The 21,706-nt window shown below is 68.9% G+C and carries 19 protein-coding genes; 8 read left to right on the top strand and 11 right to left on the bottom strand.

Features of this window, described 5'->3' with window-relative positions:
* The first annotated feature begins 275 nt into the window (after window positions 1-275).
* From IFT87_RS02990 to IFT87_RS02970, 5 genes are all read left to right on the top strand, one after another.
* Window positions 276-1,709 carry an efflux transporter outer membrane subunit gene (locus IFT87_RS02990; RefSeq protein ID WP_249403162.1) on the top strand — a complete coding sequence of 478 codons (1,434 nt, stop codon included), beginning with the start codon at window positions 276-278 and terminating at the stop codon, window positions 1,707-1,709.
* Complete coding sequence (locus IFT87_RS02985; RefSeq protein WP_031440132.1) at window positions 1,709-3,094, top strand: efflux RND transporter periplasmic adaptor subunit; 1,386 nt, start codon at window positions 1,709-1,711, stop codon at window positions 3,092-3,094. The genes IFT87_RS02990 and IFT87_RS02985 overlap by 1 nt, the downstream gene beginning before the upstream one ends.
* 55 nt (window positions 3,095-3,149) lie before the next feature.
* Window positions 3,150-3,806, top strand: a complete 657-nt coding sequence (locus tag IFT87_RS02980; protein ID WP_081874217.1) for an ABC transporter ATP-binding protein — start codon at window positions 3,150-3,152, stop codon at window positions 3,804-3,806.
* A gap of 80 nt (window positions 3,807-3,886) precedes the next feature.
* Window positions 3,887-4,309, top strand: a complete 423-nt coding sequence (locus IFT87_RS02975) for an endonuclease domain-containing protein (RefSeq protein WP_084215168.1) — start codon at window positions 3,887-3,889, stop codon at window positions 4,307-4,309.
* A 3-nt stretch (window positions 4,310-4,312) separates the two neighbouring features.
* Window positions 4,313-5,521: an ABC transporter permease gene (locus IFT87_RS02970; protein WP_031440131.1), complete on the top strand. Its 1,209-nt coding sequence runs from the start codon at window positions 4,313-4,315 to the stop codon at window positions 5,519-5,521.
* Here the strand turns inward: IFT87_RS02970 and IFT87_RS02965 are convergent.
* The 6 genes from IFT87_RS02965 to IFT87_RS02940 all read right to left on the bottom strand — a co-directional run bounded on the left by IFT87_RS02965 (window position 5,496) and on the right by IFT87_RS02940 (window position 13,409).
* A complete protein-coding gene (locus tag IFT87_RS02965) occupies window positions 5,496-6,113 on the bottom strand; it encodes a nucleotidyltransferase family protein (RefSeq protein ID WP_192007409.1) in 618 nt (205 codons plus the stop codon). The two genes, IFT87_RS02970 and IFT87_RS02965, sit on opposite strands and share 26 nt — an antisense overlap.
* A complete protein-coding gene (locus IFT87_RS02960; protein WP_192007407.1) occupies window positions 6,100-7,023 on the bottom strand; it encodes an XdhC family protein in 924 nt (307 codons plus the stop codon). Before IFT87_RS02960 ends, IFT87_RS02965 begins: the two co-directional genes overlap by 14 nt.
* Before the next feature lie 46 nt (window positions 7,024-7,069).
* Window positions 7,070-9,274, bottom strand: a complete 2,205-nt coding sequence (locus IFT87_RS02955) for a xanthine dehydrogenase family protein molybdopterin-binding subunit (protein ID WP_037530013.1) — start codon at window positions 9,272-9,274, stop codon at window positions 7,070-7,072.
* A 360-nt stretch (window positions 9,275-9,634) separates the two neighbouring features.
* The gene (locus tag IFT87_RS02950) at window positions 9,635-11,866 is read right to left on the bottom strand and encodes a xanthine dehydrogenase family protein molybdopterin-binding subunit (protein ID WP_037530015.1); all 2,232 of its coding nucleotides are present in this window, start codon (window positions 11,864-11,866) and stop codon (window positions 9,635-9,637) included.
* A gap of 2 nt (window positions 11,867-11,868) precedes the next feature.
* Entirely contained in the window at window positions 11,869-12,849 is a 981-nt protein-coding gene (locus IFT87_RS02945) for an FAD binding domain-containing protein (RefSeq protein ID WP_037530016.1), read from the bottom strand.
* On the bottom strand, window positions 12,846-13,409 hold the full coding sequence (locus IFT87_RS02940; protein ID WP_081874216.1) for a 2Fe-2S iron-sulfur cluster-binding protein: 564 nt from the start codon (window positions 13,407-13,409) through the stop codon (window positions 12,846-12,848). Before IFT87_RS02940 ends, IFT87_RS02945 begins: the two co-directional genes overlap by 4 nt.
* Window positions 13,410-13,538: 129 nt before the next feature.
* Here IFT87_RS02940 and IFT87_RS02935 point away from each other — a divergent pair, with 129 nt between their 5' ends.
* Together IFT87_RS02935 and IFT87_RS02930 are read left to right on the top strand one after the other, a co-directional pair.
* Entirely contained in the window at window positions 13,539-14,543 is a 1,005-nt protein-coding gene (locus IFT87_RS02935; protein ID WP_192007405.1) for a glycerophosphodiester phosphodiesterase, read from the top strand.
* Window positions 14,544-14,822 (top strand): hypothetical protein, encoded by a 279-nt coding sequence (locus IFT87_RS02930; RefSeq protein WP_192007403.1) that lies wholly within the window; start codon window positions 14,544-14,546, stop codon window positions 14,820-14,822.
* A gap of 215 nt (window positions 14,823-15,037) precedes the next feature.
* Here IFT87_RS02930 and IFT87_RS02925 read toward each other — a convergent pair whose 3' ends face one another.
* Window positions 15,038-15,703, bottom strand: coding sequence for a TIGR02117 family protein (locus IFT87_RS02925; RefSeq protein ID WP_192007402.1), 666 nt, complete (start codon window positions 15,701-15,703; stop codon window positions 15,038-15,040).
* 22 nt (window positions 15,704-15,725) lie between these two features.
* On the opposite strand from IFT87_RS02925, the gene phhA reads away from it, so the two are divergent.
* A complete protein-coding gene (phhA, locus tag IFT87_RS02920) occupies window positions 15,726-16,601 on the top strand; it encodes a phenylalanine 4-monooxygenase (RefSeq protein ID WP_192007400.1) in 876 nt (291 codons plus the stop codon).
* Between the two features lie 453 nt (window positions 16,602-17,054).
* Here the strand turns inward: phhA and IFT87_RS02915 are convergent, their stop codons facing one another.
* The 4 genes from IFT87_RS02915 to IFT87_RS20675 all read right to left on the bottom strand — a co-directional run bounded on the left by IFT87_RS02915 (window position 17,055) and on the right by IFT87_RS20675 (window position 21,522).
* Window positions 17,055-18,005: a 50S ribosomal protein L11 methyltransferase gene (locus IFT87_RS02915; protein ID WP_192007398.1), complete on the bottom strand. Its 951-nt coding sequence runs from the start codon at window positions 18,003-18,005 to the stop codon at window positions 17,055-17,057.
* Complete coding sequence (locus IFT87_RS02910) at window positions 17,995-18,699, bottom strand: SDR family NAD(P)-dependent oxidoreductase (protein WP_192007396.1); 705 nt, start codon at window positions 18,697-18,699, stop codon at window positions 17,995-17,997. Before IFT87_RS02910 ends, IFT87_RS02915 begins: the two co-directional genes overlap by 11 nt.
* Before the next feature lie 66 nt (window positions 18,700-18,765).
* Entirely contained in the window at window positions 18,766-20,157 is a 1,392-nt protein-coding gene (locus tag IFT87_RS02905) for a methyl-accepting chemotaxis protein (protein ID WP_197975097.1), read from the bottom strand.
* Between the two features lie 21 nt (window positions 20,158-20,178).
* Window positions 20,179-21,522, bottom strand: coding sequence for a methyl-accepting chemotaxis protein (locus IFT87_RS20675; protein WP_031393659.1), 1,344 nt, complete (start codon window positions 21,520-21,522; stop codon window positions 20,179-20,181).
* Window positions 21,523-21,706: the final 184 nt, after the last annotated feature.

The raw sequence follows: 21,706 nt of genomic DNA, 5'->3' as shown, positions 1-21,706 counted from the left end.
CGGTTCGATTGCCGTCATAGCAGGGCTTGGGGTTCGGGGCGATGCTTCGGGGCCGTCACGCCCTTCTTCGTCATCCTGACGAAAGTCAGGACCCAGAGCCACGAGCGTCACGCTTTGTTACCCTGGGTCCTGACTTTCGTCAGGATGACGGGCGAGAGGCCACCCACCCACAGCTCGCCCCGGTTGCGACAGGTTGCGACACGAAACCACTGGACGAGGGAAGGGGCATTGCGTCATGCCTGCCGCCCATGTCCCGCGTCCGAGCTTTCCTCCTCATGCCCGTCCTGCTCGCCGGCTGTTCGGTCGGGCCGGATTATCGTCCGAAGGCGGCGGCCGAGCTAGGGGTGCCCGACGCCTATTCCGTCACCCCCGCGACCAGCCCCGAGGACCTGACACGCTGGTGGCAGCGGTTCGATGACCCCGTGCTCGGCCAGCTCGTCGAACAGGCGGCGGCGACCAATCTCGACATCGCGCAGAGCGTCGCCCGCCTCCGCCAGGCGCGCGAGAGCCTGGTCCAGAACCGCGCGTCGCTGCTCCCCACGCTCAGCGGCTCGGGCGGCTATCAGCGCAACGAGAATCTGCGCGGCGGCGGCCGGTCGTTCACCTTGCCCGACGGCACCGTCGTCGACACCGGTGGCGGCGGCACCAACAGCTTCACGCTGGGGGCAAGCGCCAGCTACCAGGTCGGCGTATTCGGCGAGATCCGCCGCACGATCGAGGCGAGCCGCGCGGAATATGCCGCGTCGGGCTTCGACTACGCGACCGTGCTGATCTCGATCGAGAGCGAGGTCGCGCGCAACTATGTGCTCGCCCGGCTGTATCAGCAGCAGCTCGCCAATGCGCGCGCGTCGCTGACGATCCAGGACGACAATCTCGAAATCGCCGGGTTCCGCGTCCAGGCAGGGCTCGTCTCCAGCCTCGACCAGGAACAGGCGCGTGCGCAGCGGGCGCAGACCGCCGCGACGGTCCCGAGCCTCGACCAGCAATATGCCGCAGCCGTCGCGCGGATCGGCGTGCTGACCGGACAGGCACCGGGCGCGCTCCGGCCGCTGCTCGCGCCGGTCAAGCCGATCCCGGTCGGGCCGAAGGCGGTCGGCGTCGGCATTCCCGGCGACACGCTGCGCCAGCGTCCCGACATCCGCTCGGCGGAGCGCGCGCTGGCCGCCGCCACCGCGCGGATCGGGGTGGCCAAGGCGCAGCTCTATCCTGCGCTCGCGATCACCGGCAACATCAACACCAACGCCACCTCGATCGGCAATATCGGCGATGCGATCACCGGCGGGCTGTTCGCGGGGCTGACCCAGGCGATCTTCAACGGCGGCCGGCTGCGCAGCCAGGTGCGGACCAGCGAGGCCGCCGCCGATGGTGCGCTCGCCTTCTACAAGTCGACCGTGCTGACCGCGCTCGAGGATGTCGAGAATGCGGTTGTCGCGCTCCAGACCGCACAGGAACGCGAGCGCCAGTTCGCCATCGCGCTCGATGCCGCGAACAACTCCGCGATCCTCAGCCGCAGCCAGTATCGCACCGGGCTGACCGACTTCACCACGCTCAACCAGCAGGAGGTCGCCCTGCTGTCCGCGCGCAACGGCGCGACCCAGGCGCGCGCCGACGCCGCGACCGCACTGGTCGCGCTCTATGCCGCGCTTGGCGGCGGCTGGGACGCGACCGTGATCCCGCAAGCGCCCATCTCCAATCCAGAGGCACGCTGATGGCCGACGCATCGATCGACGACTTTCTGGGCGTGAGGCCGCAGGCCCCCTGGAAACGCTACATCAAATGGGTCGCGATCGCGGTCGGCGTCGTGCTGCTCTGCCTGCTGCTCGCCAAATGCTTCGGCGCGAAGGAGCAGACGCAATATTCGACCCAGGCGGCCGAGCGCGGCAACCTGACCGTGACGGTGTCCGCGACGGGCAAGCTCGCGCCGACCAACCAGGTGACGGTCGGGTCGCAGCTGTCGGGGCTGGTCACCAAGGTGGTCGCCGACGTCAACGACCGCGTCGTCGCGGGCCAGCCGCTCGCGCTGATCGATCCCGAACAGCTCGACGACCAGATCCGCCAGGGCAATGCACAGCTCGCCGCCAACCAGGCGCAGGTGAACCAGGCGCAGGCGACCGTCGCCGAATCGCGCGCACAGCTCAACCGGCTCGAGGAGGTCGCGCGGCTGTCGGGCGGGCGCGTGCCGTCCAAGACCGAGCTTCAGGCCGGCCGCGCCGACTATCAGCGTGCACTCGCCGCGCAGAAGGTCGCCGAGGCCAATGTCGTCGCCAGCCGCGCCGCACTCGCGCAGAGCCAGACGCAGCGCGCGCGCGCGATCATCCGCTCGCCGGTGACCGGCGTCGTGCTCGCGCGGCAGATCGATCCCGGCCAGACCGTCGCGTCGTCGTTCAACACGCCGACGCTGTTCGTGATCGCCGAGGACCTGACCAAGATGAAGCTCGAGGTTGCGATCGACGAGGCGGACGTCGGCGAGGTCAAGATCGGCCAGCGCGCCAACTTCACCGTCGACGCCTTTCCCGGCAAGACCTTCCCCGCGACGATCACGCGTGTCGATCTCGGCTCGAACCTGACGGTCAGCTCGGCGACGTCGTCGAGTTCGAGCACCAGCACGACGACCACCACCGGCCAGGTCGTGTCCTATGCCGCAGACCTGACCGTGGCCAATCCGTCGCTCACGCTGCGCCCGGGGATGACCGCGACCGCCGATATCGTCACCTCGGACAAGCAGCGCGTGCTGCTCGTCCCGAACGCCGCATTGCGGTTCAAGCCGACCGCCGCGTCGGGCGATGCGGGCGGCGGCATTGCCGGGTCACTGACCTTCAGGCCGCGGCGCGGCGGCGGGGCGGAGCGCACCGCGACGCTCGGCCGCGGCGCGCAGCAGACCATCTATGTGAAGGGCGCCGACGGCACGCCGCAGCCGGTGCAGATCACCACCGGCGACACCAACGGGACGATGACCGAGGTGCTGTCGGGCAATCTCCAGCCCGGCGCGCAGGTCATCACCGGCCAGCTCGCGAGCGGCTCGGACGAGACGAAGCGCGGTGGCGGTGGCCGTCGCGGCGGTGGCGCGAGCAAGGGCGGGGGCGGTGGCCAGTAATCCGCCCCTGATCTCGCTGCGCGGCGTCACCAAGACGTACGGCGCGGGCGCGACGATGTTCCAGGCGCTGAAAGGCGTCGACCTCGACATTGCCGGCGGCGATTTCGTCGCGGTGATGGGCCCGTCGGGGTCGGGCAAGTCGACGACGATGAACATCCTCGGCTGTCTCGACGTGCCGAGCGCGGGGACCTTCCTGTTCCGCGGCCATCATGTCGAGACGCTCGACCGCGACCAGCGCGCGCTGCTCCGCCGCAAATATCTCGGCTTCGTGTTTCAGGGGTTCAACCTCCTCTCGCGCACCTCCGCGCTCGAGAATGTCGAGCTGCCGCTCCTGTACCGCGGCGACGAGAAGCGCGCGCGCCGCGCGGCGGCGATGGCCAGCCTCGACACGGTCGGGCTCGCCGACTGGTGGGACCACACCCCCGCCGAGCTGTCCGGCGGCCAGCAACAGCGCGTCGCGATCGCGCGCGCGCTGGTGACGAACCCCGACGTGCTGCTCGCGGACGAACCGACCGGCAATCTCGACAGCGAACGCTCGGTCGAGATCATGCAGCTGCTGACGCGGCTCAACGCCGAACAGAACATCACCGTCCTGATGGTCACCCACGAACCCGACATGGCCGCCTTCGCGCGCACCGTCGTGCACTTCAAGGACGGCCTGGTCGAACGCATCGAAAGCCGCCACGAGCAAGGCGAAAGGGTCGAGTCGTGATGGCCCAACCCCCGATAAGCCCCTCCCCTTCAGGGGAGGGGTTGGGGTGGGGAACCACACTCGCCAAGCGAGCAACGCACATGCGTCGCGACCCAACAGAACCCGAAAAACGCCTGTGGCGCGGCCTCTCGAACAGCCAGCTCGGCGGCTTCAAGTTCCGCCGCCAGGCCGTACTCGGCACGAGGATCGTCGATTTCTTCTGCCCGGCCACCGGGCTGATCGTCGAAGTCGATGGCCACACCCACGACCCCGACATCGATCGAAACAGGGACGCCCTGATGCAGCAACTGGGCTTCACGACCATAAGGGTCGGCAACACCGACGTGATGGAGAATGCCGAAGGCGTTCTGCTCCACATCCTTTCCGTCGCGCAGGCGTTGCCGGCGCGGGCACGCTGGCGGCTGCCCCACCCCAACCCAGTGCCGGGTGAAGGATGCCCCGCATCCTTCAGGCCATGCCGGGGGCATGGCCGATCCGACACTCCTGAAGGGGAGGGGCTTTAAGTCATGTTCGGCACCACCCTCTCGCTCGCGCTGCGCTCGATCCGCCGCCATATCCTGCGGTCGTTCCTGACCATCCTCGGCATCGTCATCGGCGTCGGGGCGGTCGTGACGATGGTCACGCTCGGCAAGGCGACGACCGCCGCGGTACAGCAGTCGATCTCCGCGCTCGGCACCAACATCCTCCAGATCCGGCCGGGCCAGGGCTTCGGCCGCGGCGGCGGCGGACCGCGGCCGCCCGATTTCAAGCCCGAGGACGTCACCGCGGTCGCCAACCAGATCGCCGGCGTCACCGCGGTCGCCCCCCAGGCGCAGGCGACCGCCACCGCGATCTATGAAGGCGCCAACTGGTCGACGACGATCAACGGCACCACCAGCGCCTATTTCCAGGTCCAGCCCTGGCCGCTGGCGACCGGGCGGATCTTCACGCCGGTCGAGGAAGCCTCGGGCAAGGCGGTGTGCATCATCGGCAATACCGTACGCACCAACCTGTTCCGCGGCGGCGACGCGGTGGGCCTTCGCATGCGGATCGGCGCGATCAGCTGCGACGTGATCGGCGTGCTGTCGACGCGCGGGCAGGCGGGGTTCGGCGGCGATCAGGACGACGTGGTCATCATGCCGATCAAGGCGGTGCAGCGCCGCTTTACGGGCAATCGCGACATCCGCCTGATGCTGGTGGGCGTCGACCAGAAATTCTCGACCGCGACCGTGCAGGCGTCGATCACCGACCTGCTGCGCGAACGCCGGACGATCACCGCGGGCAAGGAGGATGACTTCAACATCTTCGACACCAAGCAGATTTCCGACACGCTGACCGGCACGACGACGTTGCTGACCGGCATCGTCGCGGCGGTCGCGGGGATCAGCCTAGTCGTCGGCGGGATCGGGATCATGAACATCATGCTGGTATCGGTGACCGAACGCACGCGCGAGATCGGCATCCGGCTCGCGATCGGCGCGGTGGCGCGCGAGGTGCTGTTGCAGTTCCTCGTCGAGGCGATCGTGCTGTCGTGCCTGGGCGGGCTGATCGGGCTGGTGATCGCACAGCTGGCGATCGCGATCATCGCGCCGTTGATCAAGGTTCAGTGGCTGTTCGTGCCCGAGATCAACCTGTTCGCGTTCGGAATCTCCGCGGTGATCGGCGTCGTCTTCGGCTATTTCCCCGCACGCCGCGCCGCCGCGATGAACCCTATCGACGCGTTAAGGCACGAGTGATCGCCGCGCGCGGGTCATGGACCAGCGCCTGCAGCCGCTCCAGATCCTCGGGCGTGTCGATGTCGATCAGCTCGGCCGGCGCAGTCACCACGTGCCGCCCCGCCTTCACCAGGTCGCGGGCACCCGCATCGCCGTCGAGCGAGAGCAGGAAATCGAACCGGTCGCGGGCGAACAGGGCAGGGGGCGACGGCTTCACCCCGTCGCTCGACGCGACCACCGCATCCGCGCTGTCGGCGGCGTCGAGCATCCGGTAGACATGCGCCGCGGTCACGCGCGGCATGTCGGCCAGCGCGATCAGGACCGCCTGCGCGCCGTCGTCCTTGGCGCGCTGCACGCCCAGCTTGACCGACTGCGCCATCCCCGCCGCGGGATCGTCGTTATGCACCACCGCATAGCCATGGCTCGCGAAATCGAGCGTGCAGTCATCGGTGACGACCAGCCGGTCGCGGAACGGGATCGCCTCGAACGCGGTGACGACGTGGAGCCCGACCGGCTTGTTGAGGAACGGCACCTCGAGCTTGTTCGGGATGCCGAACCGCTGCGAGCGACCCGCGGCGAGCAGGATGAGGACGACGTCTTCAGCGGCGATCATGGAAGGCTCCGATCATGGCGGCGGCGACCGACAGCGCAATCTCGGACGGCCCGATCGCGCCGATGTCGATCCCGACGGGCGCGTCGATCCGGTCGATATTCTCAGGGGTCACGCCCGCCGCGGCCAGCCGCTCGCGCCGCGCCGCATGGCTCTTGCGGCTGCCGAGCGCACCGACATAGGCGGCGTCGCTCGCCAGCGCGGCGATCAGCGCGGGGTCGTCGATCTTGATGTCGTGGCTCAGCGTCACGACTGCGGTCGACGGACCCGGGCGCAGCGCGGCGATCGCCTCGTCGGGCCAGCGATCGTCGAGCGTGACGCCGGGAAAGCGCTCGTCGGTCAGGAAGCGCGCGCGCGGGTCGATCACGACCGTCGCGATCCCCAGTTCGCGTGCGAGACCCGCCAGCGCCTGCGCGATCTGCACCGCGCCGACGATCAGCAGGCGGCGCGGCGGATCATAGCGGTTGACGAACACCTCGCCCGTCTCCGCCGGCCGCGCATCGCTGTGCCCGGTGGCGAGATCGGTGGTGACGGTCAGCGCATCGCCCTGGTCGCGCGCCTCGGCGATCCGGTCGAACAATTCGGGGTCGAAGCCCTCGGCGGACACCGGCTGGACCATCACCGCGATCTCGCCGCCGCAGGGCAGGCCGACTTCCCACGCCGCCGCATCCGCGACACCGTAGTTCCGCAGCTGGAACGGCGCGCCCGCGATTACGTCGGCAGCGGTGGCGAGGATGTCGCTCTCGACACAGCCGCCCGAGACGGAGCCTTCGAACCGGCCGTCCTCGTGGACCAGCATGTGGCTCCCCTTGGGACGCGGCGCCGAGCCCCAGGTCGAGACGACCGTGGCGATCGCCATCTTCTCGCCCTTCCAGGTCTTTGCCGCGGCAATCACGCTATCGTTTTCGGCCATGTCTTCTCTCTCTTCTCGTTCCTCCGCATCGGCGTGGGAACAGACGTTATACCGCGGGCAAGCCCTCGAGCAGCTTGTCGAGCGTCACCGGGAAATCGCGCACCCGCACCCCCGTCGCATTGTAGATCGCGTTGGCGACCGCCGCGCCCGCACCCGAAATGCCGAGCTCGCCGACCCCCTTGGCGCCCGCAGGGTTCGCCGAATCGTCGATCTCCTCGATGAAATAGGCCTCGAGCTGCGGAATGTCGGCGTTCACCGCGACGTGATATTCGCCGAAATCGGGGTTCACGAACGCGCCGGTGCGCGTGTCGACGACGCCCTCCTCGGTCAGCGCATAGGCGATGCCCCAGGCCATGCCGCCGATGATCTGGCTGGTCGCGGTCTTGCGGTTGAGCACGCGGCCGACGTCGAACACACCGAGCATCCGCCGCACCCGCACCTCGCCGCTGACCGCGTTGACCGCGACCTCGACGAAATGCGCGCCATGGCTCGCCTGGCTGGTCCGCTTGCTCTCCTTGCCCGGCCCGGTCTTGCCCGTCGCGACGATCGGCGCCCCGCGCAGCAGGTCGGCAAGCTTCACCTGCCGCCCGCCCGCGCTGACGCACCCGTCCTTGAGGCTCAGCTCCTCGGGCGCCGCGTTCATCCGGAGCGCGAGCTCGGCGAGGATGTCCTCGCACGCCAGCACCACCGCGGACACCGCGCTGCCTGCACCGAACGACCCGCCCGACCCCGCGGTCGGCGGGAAGTCGGTGTCGCCCAGCCGGACGTCCACGTCCGCGACCGGTAGCCCGAGCATCTCGCCCGCGGCCTGTGCCAGGATCGTGTAGGTGCCGGTGCCGATATCTGTCATGTCGCATTCGACCGCAGCGCGGCCGTCCGCCTCGAGCCGCACGCGCGCCTGCGCCTGCACGGTGAAATTGCCGCGCAGGCTGGCCGCCATGCCGATCCCGATCAGCCATTCCCCCTCGCGCACCGATGCGGGCGCGGGGACGGCGGCGGGCCAGCCGAACCGCTCGGCGCCTTGCGTGTAGCAGTGGAGCATGCGCCGCGTGGAGAAGGGCTTGCCGCTGCCCGGATCGCAATCGGGCTCGTTGCGGCGGCGCAGCTCGATCGGGTCGATCCCGAGCTGGACCGCGAGCTCGTCCATCGCGCATTCGACGCCGAACGTGCCGACCGCCTCGCCCGGCGCGCGGACCGCACCGCTCGCGGGCAGGTCGACGCGGACGAGGTCGGTCCTGAACCGCCGGGACTCGCCGCGATAGAGCGGGATCGTCCCGAACGGCACGGGTTCGAGGAACGGCGCGTCATCATTCTGCGCGGCGACGCTCTCATGCCCCATGCCCTGGATCACGCCGCGTTCGTCCGCGGCGATGCGGATGCGCTGCGTCGTATGCGAGCGGTGGTGGACGACATAGGCGGTCTGGCGCCGCGGCAGCGCGATCTTGACCGGGCGTCCGACCGCCTCCGCGGCGATCGCGGCGAGGATCGCCTCGGGGCCGACGCCGGTCTTGCCGCCAAAGCCGCCACCGACATAGGGCGCGAGCACGCGGACCTTGTCGGCATCGATCTTGAGCACCTTGGCGATCGTCTTGCGCGCGGCGCCGATCACCTGGTTGCTCGACCGCACCGTCAGCCGGTCGCCGTCCCACCAGGCGGTGGTCGCGTGCGGTTCGAGCGCAGCGGGGAAATGCACCGGCGTCGTATAGGTCGCATCGAGCGTCACGGCCGCGTCGCGCATCGCCGCATCGAGGTCGCCCATGTCGACCGGCGGCACGAAGCCGATCGCCGGATCGGTATCGACCGGCTGTGCCTCGACGTCGAACCGGTCCTCGCCCGCCTCGGTCTCGACGCGGACGAGCGCTGCGGCATCGCGCGCGATCGCCTGGTCCTCGGCGACGACGACTGCGACGGGCTGGCCGAGATGAAGGATGACGTCGGTGTCGAGCAGCGGCAGCGCGCTCGAATTGGACTCGCCCGCAGGCATGCGCGGATCGCCGTGGAGCACCGCGATCACGCCGGGCATCGCCTCGGCCGCGCTCGCATCGATGCTGAGGATCCGGCCGCTGCCGACCGGTGTACCGACGATCGCGGCATAGGCGATCCGCTCGGGCGTGCCCTCATAGGCATAATCGGCGACGCCGGTGACCTTGGCCGGCCCCTCGACCCGATCAATCCCGCGCCCGAGAACCCCCTGCGTCGCCCGGTCGAGCCCGGCCGGGCGAAACGTGGCGTCCATTACATGGTCGGTCATAGGCTCGTCCTCGGGTGTGGAGGGTCTGAGATAGGGGGGGCGGGGGTGTTTGACGAGGGTGGCGGCGTGGTCTCAGCGCAACCCCGACGCAGGCCGGTGCCACGCCAGCCCGGCTCACGCGAGGCTCGCTGCCGTCCCCTCACCACCACCCCGGCGGAGGCCGGGGCCCAGTTGGTAAGGTCGTCATAACGAAGGACGATCCGCTGCCAGGAAAGTCCCCCAACTGGGCCCCGGCCTTCGCCGGGGTGGTAGTAGGGAAGGTAGCGCCCACTCCACCTGTTTCCCCGCGAAGGCGGGGATCCAGGGTCACAAGCGACACCGCCCGTGACCCCTGGGCCCCCGCCTCCGCGGGGGAACAGGTCAGACGGCCGGCAACTGATCCAACAGCTTGTCCAACGTAATCGGGAACTCCCGCACCCGGATCCCCGTCGCATTATACACCGCATTCGCAACCGCGGCGCCCGCGCCCGAAATCCCCAGCTCGCCAATCCCCTTGGCGTGGATCGGGTTCGCATGGATGTCGCGCTCGTCGACGAAGTGGACGTCCATCTGCGGCACGTCCGCATTGGCCGGCACGTGATATTCGCCGAGATCGTGGTTCACCAGCTTGCCGGTGCGCGTGTCGTGGATCAGATCCTCGGTCAGCGCGGTGCCGATGCCGAAGGTCATGCCGCCCAGGCACTGCGACCGCGCGGTCTTCGCGTTGAGCACGCGCCCCGCCGCGAACGACCCGAGCATCCGCCGCACGCGCGTCTCGCCGGTGATGACGTTGACCGCGACCTCGGCGAAATGCGCGCCGAAGCCTGCCTGCGACGTCTCCTTCTCCTGCTTGCCCGGCTTGATATGCCCGGTCGCCTCGAGACCCTTGCCGACCAGCTCGCCGATCGGGGTCGAGCGGTTGTCGCCGATCGCCTTGCCGTCCTTCAGCGTCAGGCCGTCCTCGTCGACGCCCATCGCCTTGGCGATCTTGCCGCGCAGCATCTCGCAGGCGAGATAGACCGCGGTCCCCGAAGAGGCCGCACCCCAGGACCCGCCCGAACCTGCCGCGGGGGGATCGTTGGTATCGCCCAGCGACATGGTGATGTTCTCGACCGGGATGCCCAGGATCTCCGACGCGATCTGCGCGAGGATCGTGTAGCTGCCCGTGCCGATATCGGTCATCGCCGACGATACGGTCGCGGTGCCGTCGGGATGGATTTCGACCTTGGCGGACGATTCCATCATCATGTTGCCGCGCACGGCGGACGCGACGCCCATGCCGATCAGCCACTCGCCCTCGCGGCGCGAGCCCGCCTTCTGGCGCTTGTCCCAACCGAACCGGGCCGCACCCTCGTCGAGCGCGCGCGTCAGGTTGCGCGACGAATAGGGGACGTCCTTCTCCGGATCGATCCGCGGATCGTTGCGCTTGCGCAGCTCGATCGGATCCATGTCGAGCTTTTCGGCGAGCTCGTCCATCGCACCCTCGAGCGCGAGCATCCCGACCGCTTCGCCCGGCGCGCGCATCGATCCCGACAGGACGAGGTTCACGTCGACCAGCTCATGCGTGATAAGCCGGTTCTCGCCGCCATAGAGCAGGTGCGTACCGATGCCCGCGGGCTCGAAATAGTCCTCGGTCGACTGGTTCGACGCGAGCGTCTCGTGCCCGATCGCGGTCAGCTTGCCCTCGGCATTGGCCGCGAGCCGGACGCGCTGCTCGGTGTTCGAGCGACGCACGGTCGCCTCGAACACCTGCGGGCGCGACATGACCGCCTTGACCGGACGGCCGAGCTGCTTGGCGGCGATCGCCGCCGCGACGCTCTCGGGCGCGATGCCGAGCTTCGACCCGAACCCGCCGCCGATATAGCGCGCGACGATCCGGACCTTCTTCTCCGACAGGCCGAGCGACTTGGCGAGCTGCTGCGCGTCGGACGTCGGCATCTGATAGGCGCCGTACAGCGTCAGTGAGCCGTCCTCTTCCCATACCGCGGTCGAGGCATGCGGCTCCATCGCCGCCGAATTCTGGCTCGGCGTGACATAGGTCGAATCGACCGTCACCGCCGCGTCGGCCATCGCCGTGTCGACATCGCCCTGCTTGAAATGCGCAGGGGCGGCATCGTCGGGGGGCGTCCGCGTCTCGTCGCGGTGCGCGGCGAAGTCATACTGGCCCTCCGCTTCGTCATAGACGATCGGCAGGCGGGCCGCCGCATCGCGTGCGACCTCGAAGCTCTCGGCGAGCACGATCGCGACGATCTGGCCGAAGAACGCGATGTCCTTGACGCCCTGAGTCGGTGCATCGGTCGCGCCGCCCTGTGCGGACACGCGGATGAACTGGTCGAAGTCGGTGACGACGTCGAGCACGCCGGGGATGCTCTTCACCGCGTCGACGTCGATCGACACGACCTTGCCCGCAGAGATCTTCGTACCGACGAGCACGCCGTAGGCCATGTCGTCGAACTGATATTCCGCCGCATAGGTCGCGGTGCCGCTGACCTTCAGCGGACCGTCGATGCGGTCGAGCGGCTTGCCGATGACGCCCTGGACGCCGCTGTCCAGAAGACTGTCCGGATGCGGCTTGTCCATCGTCAGGCTGTTGGTGGTTCCAAAACCGAACATGATTATGCTCCCGTTACGGTGCGCAGCGTCGCGATAAGCGTGCGACGCGCGAGGGGGATCTTGAAGTCGTTCGAGCCATAGCCCTTGGCATCGGCGAGCAAGGCGGTCGCCGCGGCCTCGAAGGCCTCGTCCGACGGCGCCTTGCCGACCAGCGCGGCCTCGACCGCCGGATTGCGCCACGGCATCGGCCCGAGCCCGCCGAACGCGAGCGAGGCGGACGCGATCACGCCGTCCTGCACGTCGACCACGGCCGCGACCGAGACGAGCGCGAAGGCGTAGGACGCACGATCGCGCACCTTGCGATAGGCCTGCTTGCCCTTGGGCGGTGCGGGCAGCTCGATATGCGTGATCAGCTCACCCGTCTCGAGCACGGTCTCGATCTCGGGCGTCGATCCCGGCAGGCGGTAGAATTCGTGCACCGAGATGCGCCGGCGATCGCCGTCCGCCTTCAGCGTCACGATCGTCGCGTCGAGCGCGCGCATCGCGACCGCCATGTCGCTCGGATGAGTCGCGATGCACTGCTCGCTCGTGCCGAGCACCGCGAGGATGCGGTTGAAGCCGCCGATCGCCGAACAGCCGCTGCCGGGCTCGCGCTTGTTGCACGCGGCGGCGGTGTCGTAGAAATAATAGCAGCGCGTCCGCTGGAGCATGTTGCCCCCGGTCGACGCCTTGTTGCGCAGCTGGCCCGATGCGCCCGCGAGCAGGGCGCGGCTCAGCACCTCGTACTTCGCGACGACGCGGCGGTCGGCGGCAAGGTCGCTGTTCGGCACCAGCGCACCGATCGTCAGCCCGCCATCCTCGCGCTCCTCGATCTTCGCCAGATCGAGGCGGCTGATGTCGACGAGCGTGTCGGGCGTCTCGACCTGCAGCTTCATCAGGTCGAGCAGGTTGGTCCCGCCCGCGATGAACCGCGCGCCGGTCGTCCCGGCATCCCGGACCGCGGCCTCGGGGGTCGCGGGTTTCTCATAGGTGAAGGTCTTCATGCTACCATCTCCCCGCGCGCATCGGCGTCCATCGCCGCATCCTTCTCGTCCGCGGACCGGCCCTTGGGCGCGGTGTCGCCGACTTCACGGATCGCATCGACGATGTTCGGATAGGCAGCGCAACGGCACAGATTGCCGCTCATCCGCTCCGAAATCTCGGCATCGTCGAACTTCGGATCGGTCAGGTCGCCCGAGGCGTGGCTGGCCCAGCCCTTCTTGACCTCGTCGAGCATCCCGACCGCCGAGCAGATCTGGCCGGGCGTGCAATAGCCGCACTGGTAACCGTCATGCCGCACGAACGCATCCTGCAGCGCATGAAGGTTGCCCGGCTGGCCCAGACCCTCGATCGTCGTGATCTCGTCATCCTGGTGCATGACCGCGAGCGTCAGGCAGGAATTGACGCGGCGGCCGTTGATCAGGACGGTACACGCCCCGCACTGGCCGTGGTCGCAGCCCTTTTTCGAGCCGGTGAGGCCAAGATGCTCGCGGCACAGGTCGAGCACCGAGGTGCGGATATCGGGCTCGGCGTCATATGATTGACCATTGATCGTGAAATGCATGGGGTCGCCCCTTCTGGAACCGGGAATTATGAGGACTGAACGCCGATGCGCCGAATGGTTTCCTATTGCGATTGGCTCTCACGGATTGCCGCACTGGTGCTTGGCGTCGCTGGCGGGCAATCTGTTGCGATGACACCGAAAAATCCTCCCTCGACACCCCCGATCGTGATCGCGCACCGCGGTGCGAGCGGGCTCCGGCCCGAACATACGCTCGCCGCCTACGACCTCGCGATCGATCAGGGCGCGGACTTCATCGAGCCCGACCTCGTCCCGACGAAAGACGACGTGCTCGTCGCACGGCACGAAAACGCGATCGCCGACACGACCGACGTCGCCGACCATCCCGAATTCGCCAGCCGCCGCACGACGAAGACGATCGACGGGCAGAGTCTTACCGGCTGGTTCGTCGAGGATTTCACGCTCGCCGAGCTGAAGACGCTGCGCGCGAAGGAGCGGCTGCCGAAACTCCGCTCCGCCAACACCGCCTATGACGGCCGGTTCGAGATCCCGACGCTCGCCGAGATCATCGCGCTCGCCAAGCGGCGCTCCGCCGAGACGGGCCGCACGATCGGCATCTATCCCGAGACCAAGCACCCGACCTATTTCGCCGGCATCGGCCATCCGACCGACCTGCCGCTGGTCGCGCAGCTCAAGGCGGCAGGCTGGGATTCGGCGACGGCACCGGTGTTCATCCAGTCGTTCGAGGTGAAGAACCTCCAGCGGCTCCACGCGGTGACGCGGGTGCGACTGATCCAGCTGATCGACGGCGAGGGCGGCCCCGCCGACGCTGCGCAGCCTAGCTATGCGGCGATGATCACGCCCGCGGGCCTGAAGGCGGTGGCGGGCTATGCGTACGGCATCGGCCCGAACAAGGGCATGCTGTGGGCGGGCACGACGCCGTCGCCGCTCGTCGCGGACGCGCATGAAGCGGGGCTGCGCGTCCATCCCTGGACCTACCGCGCGGAGAACATGTTCGTCCCCGACCGCTTCCGCCGCGGCACCGACCCCGCCGCGCAGGGCGACATCGCCGCGGAGATCGACGCCGGGCTTGCGCAAGGTATCGACGGATTCTTCACCGATTTTCCGCTATACGGGGCGCAGGCGCGCGATCGGCTGCGCGCGGGAGTGAAGTAGATGCGTAAGGTTCTTCTCGTTCTGGCGATCCTGCCCCTGATGACTGCGGGCTGCATCAGCACCGCGACGTCGATCGTGAAGGCGCCGTTCCAGGTCGCGGGCAAGGCGGTTGACTGGACCACCACCAGCCAGGAGGAATCGGACCGCAACTATGGCCGCAAGATGCGCAAGCAGGAGGCCGAGGAGGGCAAGCAGCGCAAGGAACTCGCCAAACGCTGCAGGAAGGACCCCCGGCGCGGCGAATGCGGGCAATATCAGGGGTACCGCGCGGGGGAGTGATAGCCCAAAAAAAACACCACCCCGGCGAAGGCCGGGGCCCAGGTGGGAAACGGAAGTAACCTAGCGCTGCCCTCAGTCAGCAACGTCCCCCAACTGGGCCCCGGCCTCCGCCGGGGTGGTAAGGTGAAATCCCTCCCGCTTCCTGTTCTCCCGCGAAGGCGGGAGCCCAGTCTGGGTCCCCGCCTTCGCGGAGACACAAAGGGGGGGGCAACCCTTCAAAACCACCACATCACCGTAGCCGGAAACGGCGTCCACCACCCGACCCGCACGCCTGCGAACCGCAGCGCATCCCCCGTCCACGCGTTGCACGTCGCCACCCCGCTATAATGCCCCCGCGCGTCGTAGAACGCGTCATAGGCGGCATAGCCCGGATAGGACCGCCCCCCCGGCCGGATCGTCGCCGCGATATACCCCGCCAGCCGCCGATACTCGCCCTCGCTCAGCATCACCGCGCGCACATCGCCACCGGGCACCGGCGCGGCGAGATGCTCGACATGCAGCAGCACCGCGTCGCTGCCGGTCGCCGACGCCACCACGGTCCGCAGCTTCACGTCCGCCCAGGTCGGCGTCTCGAGGAAGAACGCCTTCTCCCCCCAGCCGATCGCGAGGTGATCGGACGCGGCATAACGCGGGTCGCGCAGGTCACCGGGTCGCGCGAAGCCGCGCCAGTCCACCCCGGCCGCGACCTTCGGGACGATGATCCCGGTATGCACCCCGTTGCTCTCGACGAAGATGCGGATGCCGCGCGGGGAAGGGCGCCAGTCCCGGTTGGTCTGGATCGCCCCGCCGACCAGCCCCGCCACCGCATAGCCCGCAGCCAGTGCGAGAACGACTGCAAGGATCCTTAACGACCAATGAATCCAGCGCGTTTCCGTTGTCATTCGGTCATGCTAGACGATGGCCATGCTAGAAGAAACGCACGTGCTCAGCACGCCGCCCGAAGGGGCACCCGACTGGACGATCCCGCAAAACTGGTCGAGCTATACCGCCGAGGATCACGCGACCTGGGACACGCTGTTCGCGCGCCAGTCGAAGCTGCTCCCCGGCCGCGCCTCGAACGCGTGGCTGCGCGGGCTCGACGTGCTGAAACTCTCGAAGCCCGGCATTCCCGATTTCGAGGAACTGTCCGAACGGCTGATGAAGCTCACCGGCTGGTCGGTCGTCGCGGTGCCCGGCCTCGTCCCCGACGACGTGTTCTTCGATCACATGGCCAATCGCCGCTTCGTCGCGGGCAATTTCATCCGCCGTCCCGATCAGCTCGACTATCTCCAGGAACCCGACGTCTTCCACGACGTGTTCGGGCACGTGCCGATGCTCGCCGACCCGGTCTTCGCCGACTATCTTGCGGCTTATGGTCGCGGCGGCCAGCGCGCGCTCGGGCTCGACGCGCTCAAATATCTCGGCCGGCTCTACTGGTACACGGTCGAATTCGGCCTGATCGCCGAGCCCGAGGGGCTCCGCATCTACGGCTCGGGCATCGTCTCCAGCTTCGCCGAAACCCGCTTCGCGCTCGACGACCCCAGCCCCAACCGCATCGCCCTCGACCTCGCCCGGGTCATGCGGACGGAGTACCGGATCGACGATTTCCAGCAGAACTACTTCGTCATCCCGAGCTTCGACGAACTGCTGCGCCTGACGGTCGAAACCGATTTCGCACCGCTGTACGAAGATCTGAAGGCCCAGCCAGACATCCCCGTCGCCCGGATCGAACCCGGCGACGTCGTGCTGACACAAGGCACGCAGGCCTATGCGAACGCCAAGGCCACAGGCGCCGCATAAAGCCACCACCCCGGCGAAGGCCGGGGCCCAGTTGGGATAGCGGTGCGATTCATGCGCGAAGCTTCACCCAACTGGCCCCCGGCCCCCGCCGGGGCGGTGTAGAGTGTGAGGCAAGGCGCAGGCCGTACCCCAATGTTCCCCCGCGAAGGCGGGGGCCCAGACTGGACCCCCGCCTTCGCGGGGGAACAGGCGTCCTGGGGAGGCGCTCTCGGAGGCCCCGGGCCGAGCCGTATCACCTGGTAAGACCGAACGCCCCCCACCCACGAACCACCCCGGCGAAGGCGGGGGCCCAGTTGGGTGAACCCCGGAGATGGAACCGAACCGCCATCCCAACTGGGCCCCGGCCTCCGCCGGGGTGGTGTCCGGTGTGAGGCGAGCGACTGGCCGCACGCCAATGTGCCCCCGCAAAGGCGGGGGCCCAGTTTAAACCCCCGCCTTCGCGGCGGAGCAGGATCAGATATCCAGCGCCCACCCGTCGCGCCCCTTGGGATCGAACGGCCCGTCCGCCACGAACCGCGTCGCCCCCGCGCGCAGCCGCAGCACGCTCCAGTCGCCGCGCCGGTCGACCGCGTCCAGCGAGCACCCGCACGCCGTGTACGCCGCGACCACGCCCGCGCGCTGCGTCTCGAGCAGCCCCGCCAGCACGATCGTCGCCCCCGCATCGGCAATCGACGCGATCTCCGGCGCCATCGACACCAACGGCCCCGCCAGGATGTTCGCGATCACCAGGTCATAGGGCGCGCGCGCGACGATCGCGTCGTCGAGCGTCCCGTCGGCCACCACCAGGTCGATCCCCGCGACGCCGTTCAGGTCCGCATTCTCCTGCGTCACCTCGATCGAGACCGGATCGATATCCGTCCCCATCACCGCCGCATCGGGCCACAGATGCGCCGCGGCAAAGGCGAGCAACCCGGTCCCCGTGCCGATGTCGATGACGTTGGCGAAAGCCGCATCCGCCAGCCCGTCGAGCATCGCCAGGCACCCGCTGGTCGTCTCGTGATGCCCCGTCCCGAACGCGCGGCTCGCCTCGATCAGGAAGGCGCGCTTACCCGCGGGCACCGCATCGGCATGCGCGCGGGTGTGGACGAAGAACCGCCCGACCGACAGCGGCTCGAGCCCCGCCTGGCTCATCGTCACCCAGTCCGCCGCGGCCAGCCGCTCGACCGCGATTCTGGCCCCCGCCGCGCTCGGCACCAGCGCACGCACCGCCGCGACCGTGTCGGCCCCCGGCTCATGCTCGAAATACGCATCGAGCCGCCAGGATTCGACGTCGTCCTCGATCTCCTCGGTGGTCATCAGCACCGCGTCACCCGGGATCGCGTCCCCCAGATCGCCGCTCGCATCGATCGCCTCCGCTTCCGCGCGCGTGCAGGGGAGGGTGAGTTTCCAGCTCTCAGCGGACATGGCTCGCCCCGTTCACGTCGATCACCGCGCCGGTCATCGAGGGCGGCGCCTCGAGCGCGCAATAGCGTGCGACCGAGGCGACTTCGGCGGGGTCCGCCACCTTGCCGAGCGGAATGTCGGCGAGCAGCGCATCACCGCCGCGGCTCGACAGATAGTCCTCCGCCATCCCGGTCATCGTGAAGCCCGGGCAGATCGCAAACGCCAGGATCCCTTCGCGGGCATAGCCGCGCGCGATCGTCTTGGTCATCGCCACCATCCCCGCCTTCGACGCGGCATAATGCCAGTGCGCGGGCGAATCGCCGCGATAGGCGGCGCGGCTGGCGATGTTGACGATCCGGCCCGCAAACCCGCGCGCCTGCCAGTGCAGCACCGCAAGCCGGCACAGCTCGGCGGACGCGGTCAGGTTGATCCGCATCGTCCGCTCCCACTGAGCGGTCCAGTCGCCGTCACCCAGCGGGCTCGCCTCGAACACCCCGGCATTGTTGATCAGCACGTCGATCGTGCCGCCGGCCTGTTCGAGCGCGGCGGTCCACAAAGCGGTCGGCCCGGCGGGGTCGGCAAAGTCGGCGGGGAGCCCGCTCGCGCTGCCCCCGTTGCTGCTCTTGTGCCCGATGACAGTGGCGCCCGCGTCGGTCAGCGCCTGGTGAATGGCCGCGCCGATGCCCCGGCTCGACCCTGTGAGTAGGATGGTCATGACCCAGGGCCTTAGCGCGCCCGGTAAGGGTCCGTCACCTGCCCGATTGCACGGCGGTGATGTCGCTCACGCGACGCTGGACGAAAACCCGTCGGCGGCGCCGCGCAGCACGCTCAGCTTGTCGTCGATCAGCCCGAAATCCTGGCCCAGCAGCGTGATCTCGTTGGCGACCGCCTCCGCATCGCCGCGGATCATGTCGATCGTCGCGGACATGGTGTCGGCGGCCAGCGCGGTCTCGTCGACCGCGGCGGTGATCGACGCGACGGTCCGCGCCTGCGCGTCCATCGCTTGGCGGATCCGCAGCGCGCTGTCCTGGACCTCGCCGACGGTCGTGCGGATGCCGACGCTGGTCGTCACCGAGCTGTGCGTCGCGGCCTGGATCGCGGCGATCTTGGTCGCGATGTCGTCGGTCGCGCGCGCGGTCTGGCTGGCGAGGCTCTTCACCTCCTGCGCCACCACCGCAAAGCCGCGCCCGGCATCGCCTGCGCGCGCCGCCTCGATCGTCGCGTTGAGCGCGAGCAGATTGGTCTGCCCCGCGATCGTCCGGATCAGCCCCAGGATCGACTCGATCGACTGGGCATGCGCGCTCAGCGTCTCGGACATGCCGACCGCGTCGGTCGCCTGTGCCGACGCGCGATTGGCGATCTCGGCGGCCGCCTCGACCTCGATCCGCGCGCCCTCGATCGCGCAGATCAGCCCCGAGGCGGTGTGCGCGGCCTCGCGCATCGCCAGCGCGGACTGTTCGGCGGCGGCGGCGACCTCGCTCGTCTTGCCCAGCACGCTGCGGGTCGAGGTCGACGCGCCCATCGCCTGGACGCGGATCCGCGCGCCCAGCTCGGCGGTGTCCTCGATCGACGTCGCGATGCTCTCACGGAACGCCGCCGCCCGCGCGCTGCGGGCGATCCGCGCCGCCTCGGCATCGGACGCGCTCAGATGCGATGCCATGATGTCCGCCTCGATCAGCGCGAGCCGCTGGATCACGTCGCCCAGCATCCGCATCGACGCGGTGTCGGTGCCGACCCGTTCGGCGATCAGCCCGAGCGTGACGCTGTGCGCGAACGCCAGCGCGGCGAGCAAGGCGGGCAGGGGGATGTTCGCCTTGCGCGACTGGACCGCATGGTCGATCGCGATGTCCCGCCACGCCAGGTCATAGGGAGAGAGATATTTCAGCCGGACATACTCCGCGCTCGCGACGATGCTGCGCTCGAGTCGCTCGGGGGTGAAGGCGGGCCGGACATGAAGCGCGCTCTCGAGCGAGAGGTAATGCCGCCAGAACGTCTCCGCGATCAGCCGGTGGTCGGCGGCATCCAGCATCGCGGTCAGCGTCGCGCAGCTCGGCCCGATCGCGCCGTCCCAGTCATAGTCGCGCACGCGTTCGTACAGCGGCCGGCCATCATTGCCCCAGTCCAGCGTGCCGTGTGGCACGCCATTGCTCATGCGGTCGATTGGCGCGGTCATGCTCCCCCCTTGTGCCCTCCGTTATGCAGCCACCTTCGCGATGAATACGCCCGCGCTGGTCTTCAGATTGCTCAGCCGGCTGTCGAGCATGTCGAAGCCCCGGCCGACGCCGTCGATCTCGGTCGCCACCATTTCGGTATCCGCCCTGATCGCCGCGATCGTCGTCGACATCGAATCGGCGGCGAGCGCGGTCTCGTCGACCGCGGCGGTGATCGCGGTGACGGTCTGCGCCTGCGCCTCCATCGCGTGGCGGATCCGGTCGGCGCTGTCCTGCACCTCGGCTACGGTCGCCTTGATGCTCGCATTGGTCGCGACCGTACCGCGCGTCGCCGACTGGATCGCGGCGATCTTGGCGGCGATGTCGTCGGTCGCGCGCGCGGTCTGGCTGGCGAGGCTCTTCACCTCCTGCGCCACCACCGCGAAGCCGCGCCCGGCATCGCCCGCGCGCGCCGCCTCGATCGTCGCGTTGAGCGCAAGCAGGTTGGTCTGGCCGGCAATGTCGCGGATCAGCCCCAGGATCGACTCGATCGACTTGGCGTGATCGCTCAGCGCCTCGGACATGCCGACCGCGTCGGTCGCCTGTGCGGATGCGCGATTGGCAATCTCGGCCGCGGCCTCGACCTCGCTGCGCGCATCCTCGATCGCGCGGATCAGCCCCGCGGCGGTCTGCGCGGCCTCGCGCATCGCCACCGCGGACTGTTCGGCGGCGGCGGCCACCTCGCTCGCCTTGCCCAGCACCGCGCGGGTCGAGGCCGAGCTGCGCACCGCCTGCTCGCGCAGGACATGCCCCTCGTCGGTCGCGGTCTCGACCATCGTCGCGATTCCGTCGCGAAATTCGACCGCGAGCGTGTCGCGCGCGCCCTGGGCCGAGAAGTTGCGATATTTGGTATAGATCGCCACGGTGATCTCACCTTCCAGCGCCGACAGCCTCATCAGCGTGTCGATATACAGGGAAAGTCGGTCATTGTCGCGCGCCACGCTCTGCATCAGCACGCCGAGCGCGGCACGGTCGCTCGCGCTGATCATCGACAGCAACGCCATCGGCGACACGTCGGCGGCATAGGCCGCGGCGACCGACCGCTCGACCGATTCGACCCAGCCGCGCGCATTGGTGTTGAGGAAGCGGTCGCGCAGGAAATTGCAGCCGACCTCGATCATCGCGTCGGCCTCGTGCGGCGACCAGATGCGCTCGTTGCTGAAACAGCGCTGCCACTGTTCCCAATAGGCCTGGGAGATGGTGACGACATGCGGTTCGATCAGCGCCCAGAGCTCACGGCTCGCCGCCGCGAGCGAGCCGTCAAAATCGAACGCGCGCAGCCGTGCGGCCAGGTCGATCTGGGTGGCGATCGACCCGGGGGCCGGCATGTCGAGTGAGGTCAAAGGGTAAACTCCGGATCGCGTTGCCCGGCCAGCGCTAACGGTGATTCCTTAAGGCCAGGTTAGGGATCGATGTCGCGGGGCAGGGGGCGCCCGCCGCCCCGCCCGACCAACCGTCCGGCACCGCCTGCGCATTGCCCTGGGTTATCAAGCCGGGCGGCGATGGGTTGCA

Source organism: Sphingomonas sp. CFBP 8765 (assembly GCF_014841445.1).
Taxonomy (GTDB): Bacteria; Pseudomonadota; Alphaproteobacteria; order Sphingomonadales; family Sphingomonadaceae; genus Sphingomonas; species Sphingomonas aerolata.
The sequence above is the reverse complement of the archived record's forward strand: the minus strand, read 5'-3'. Positions and strand labels throughout refer to the sequence as shown.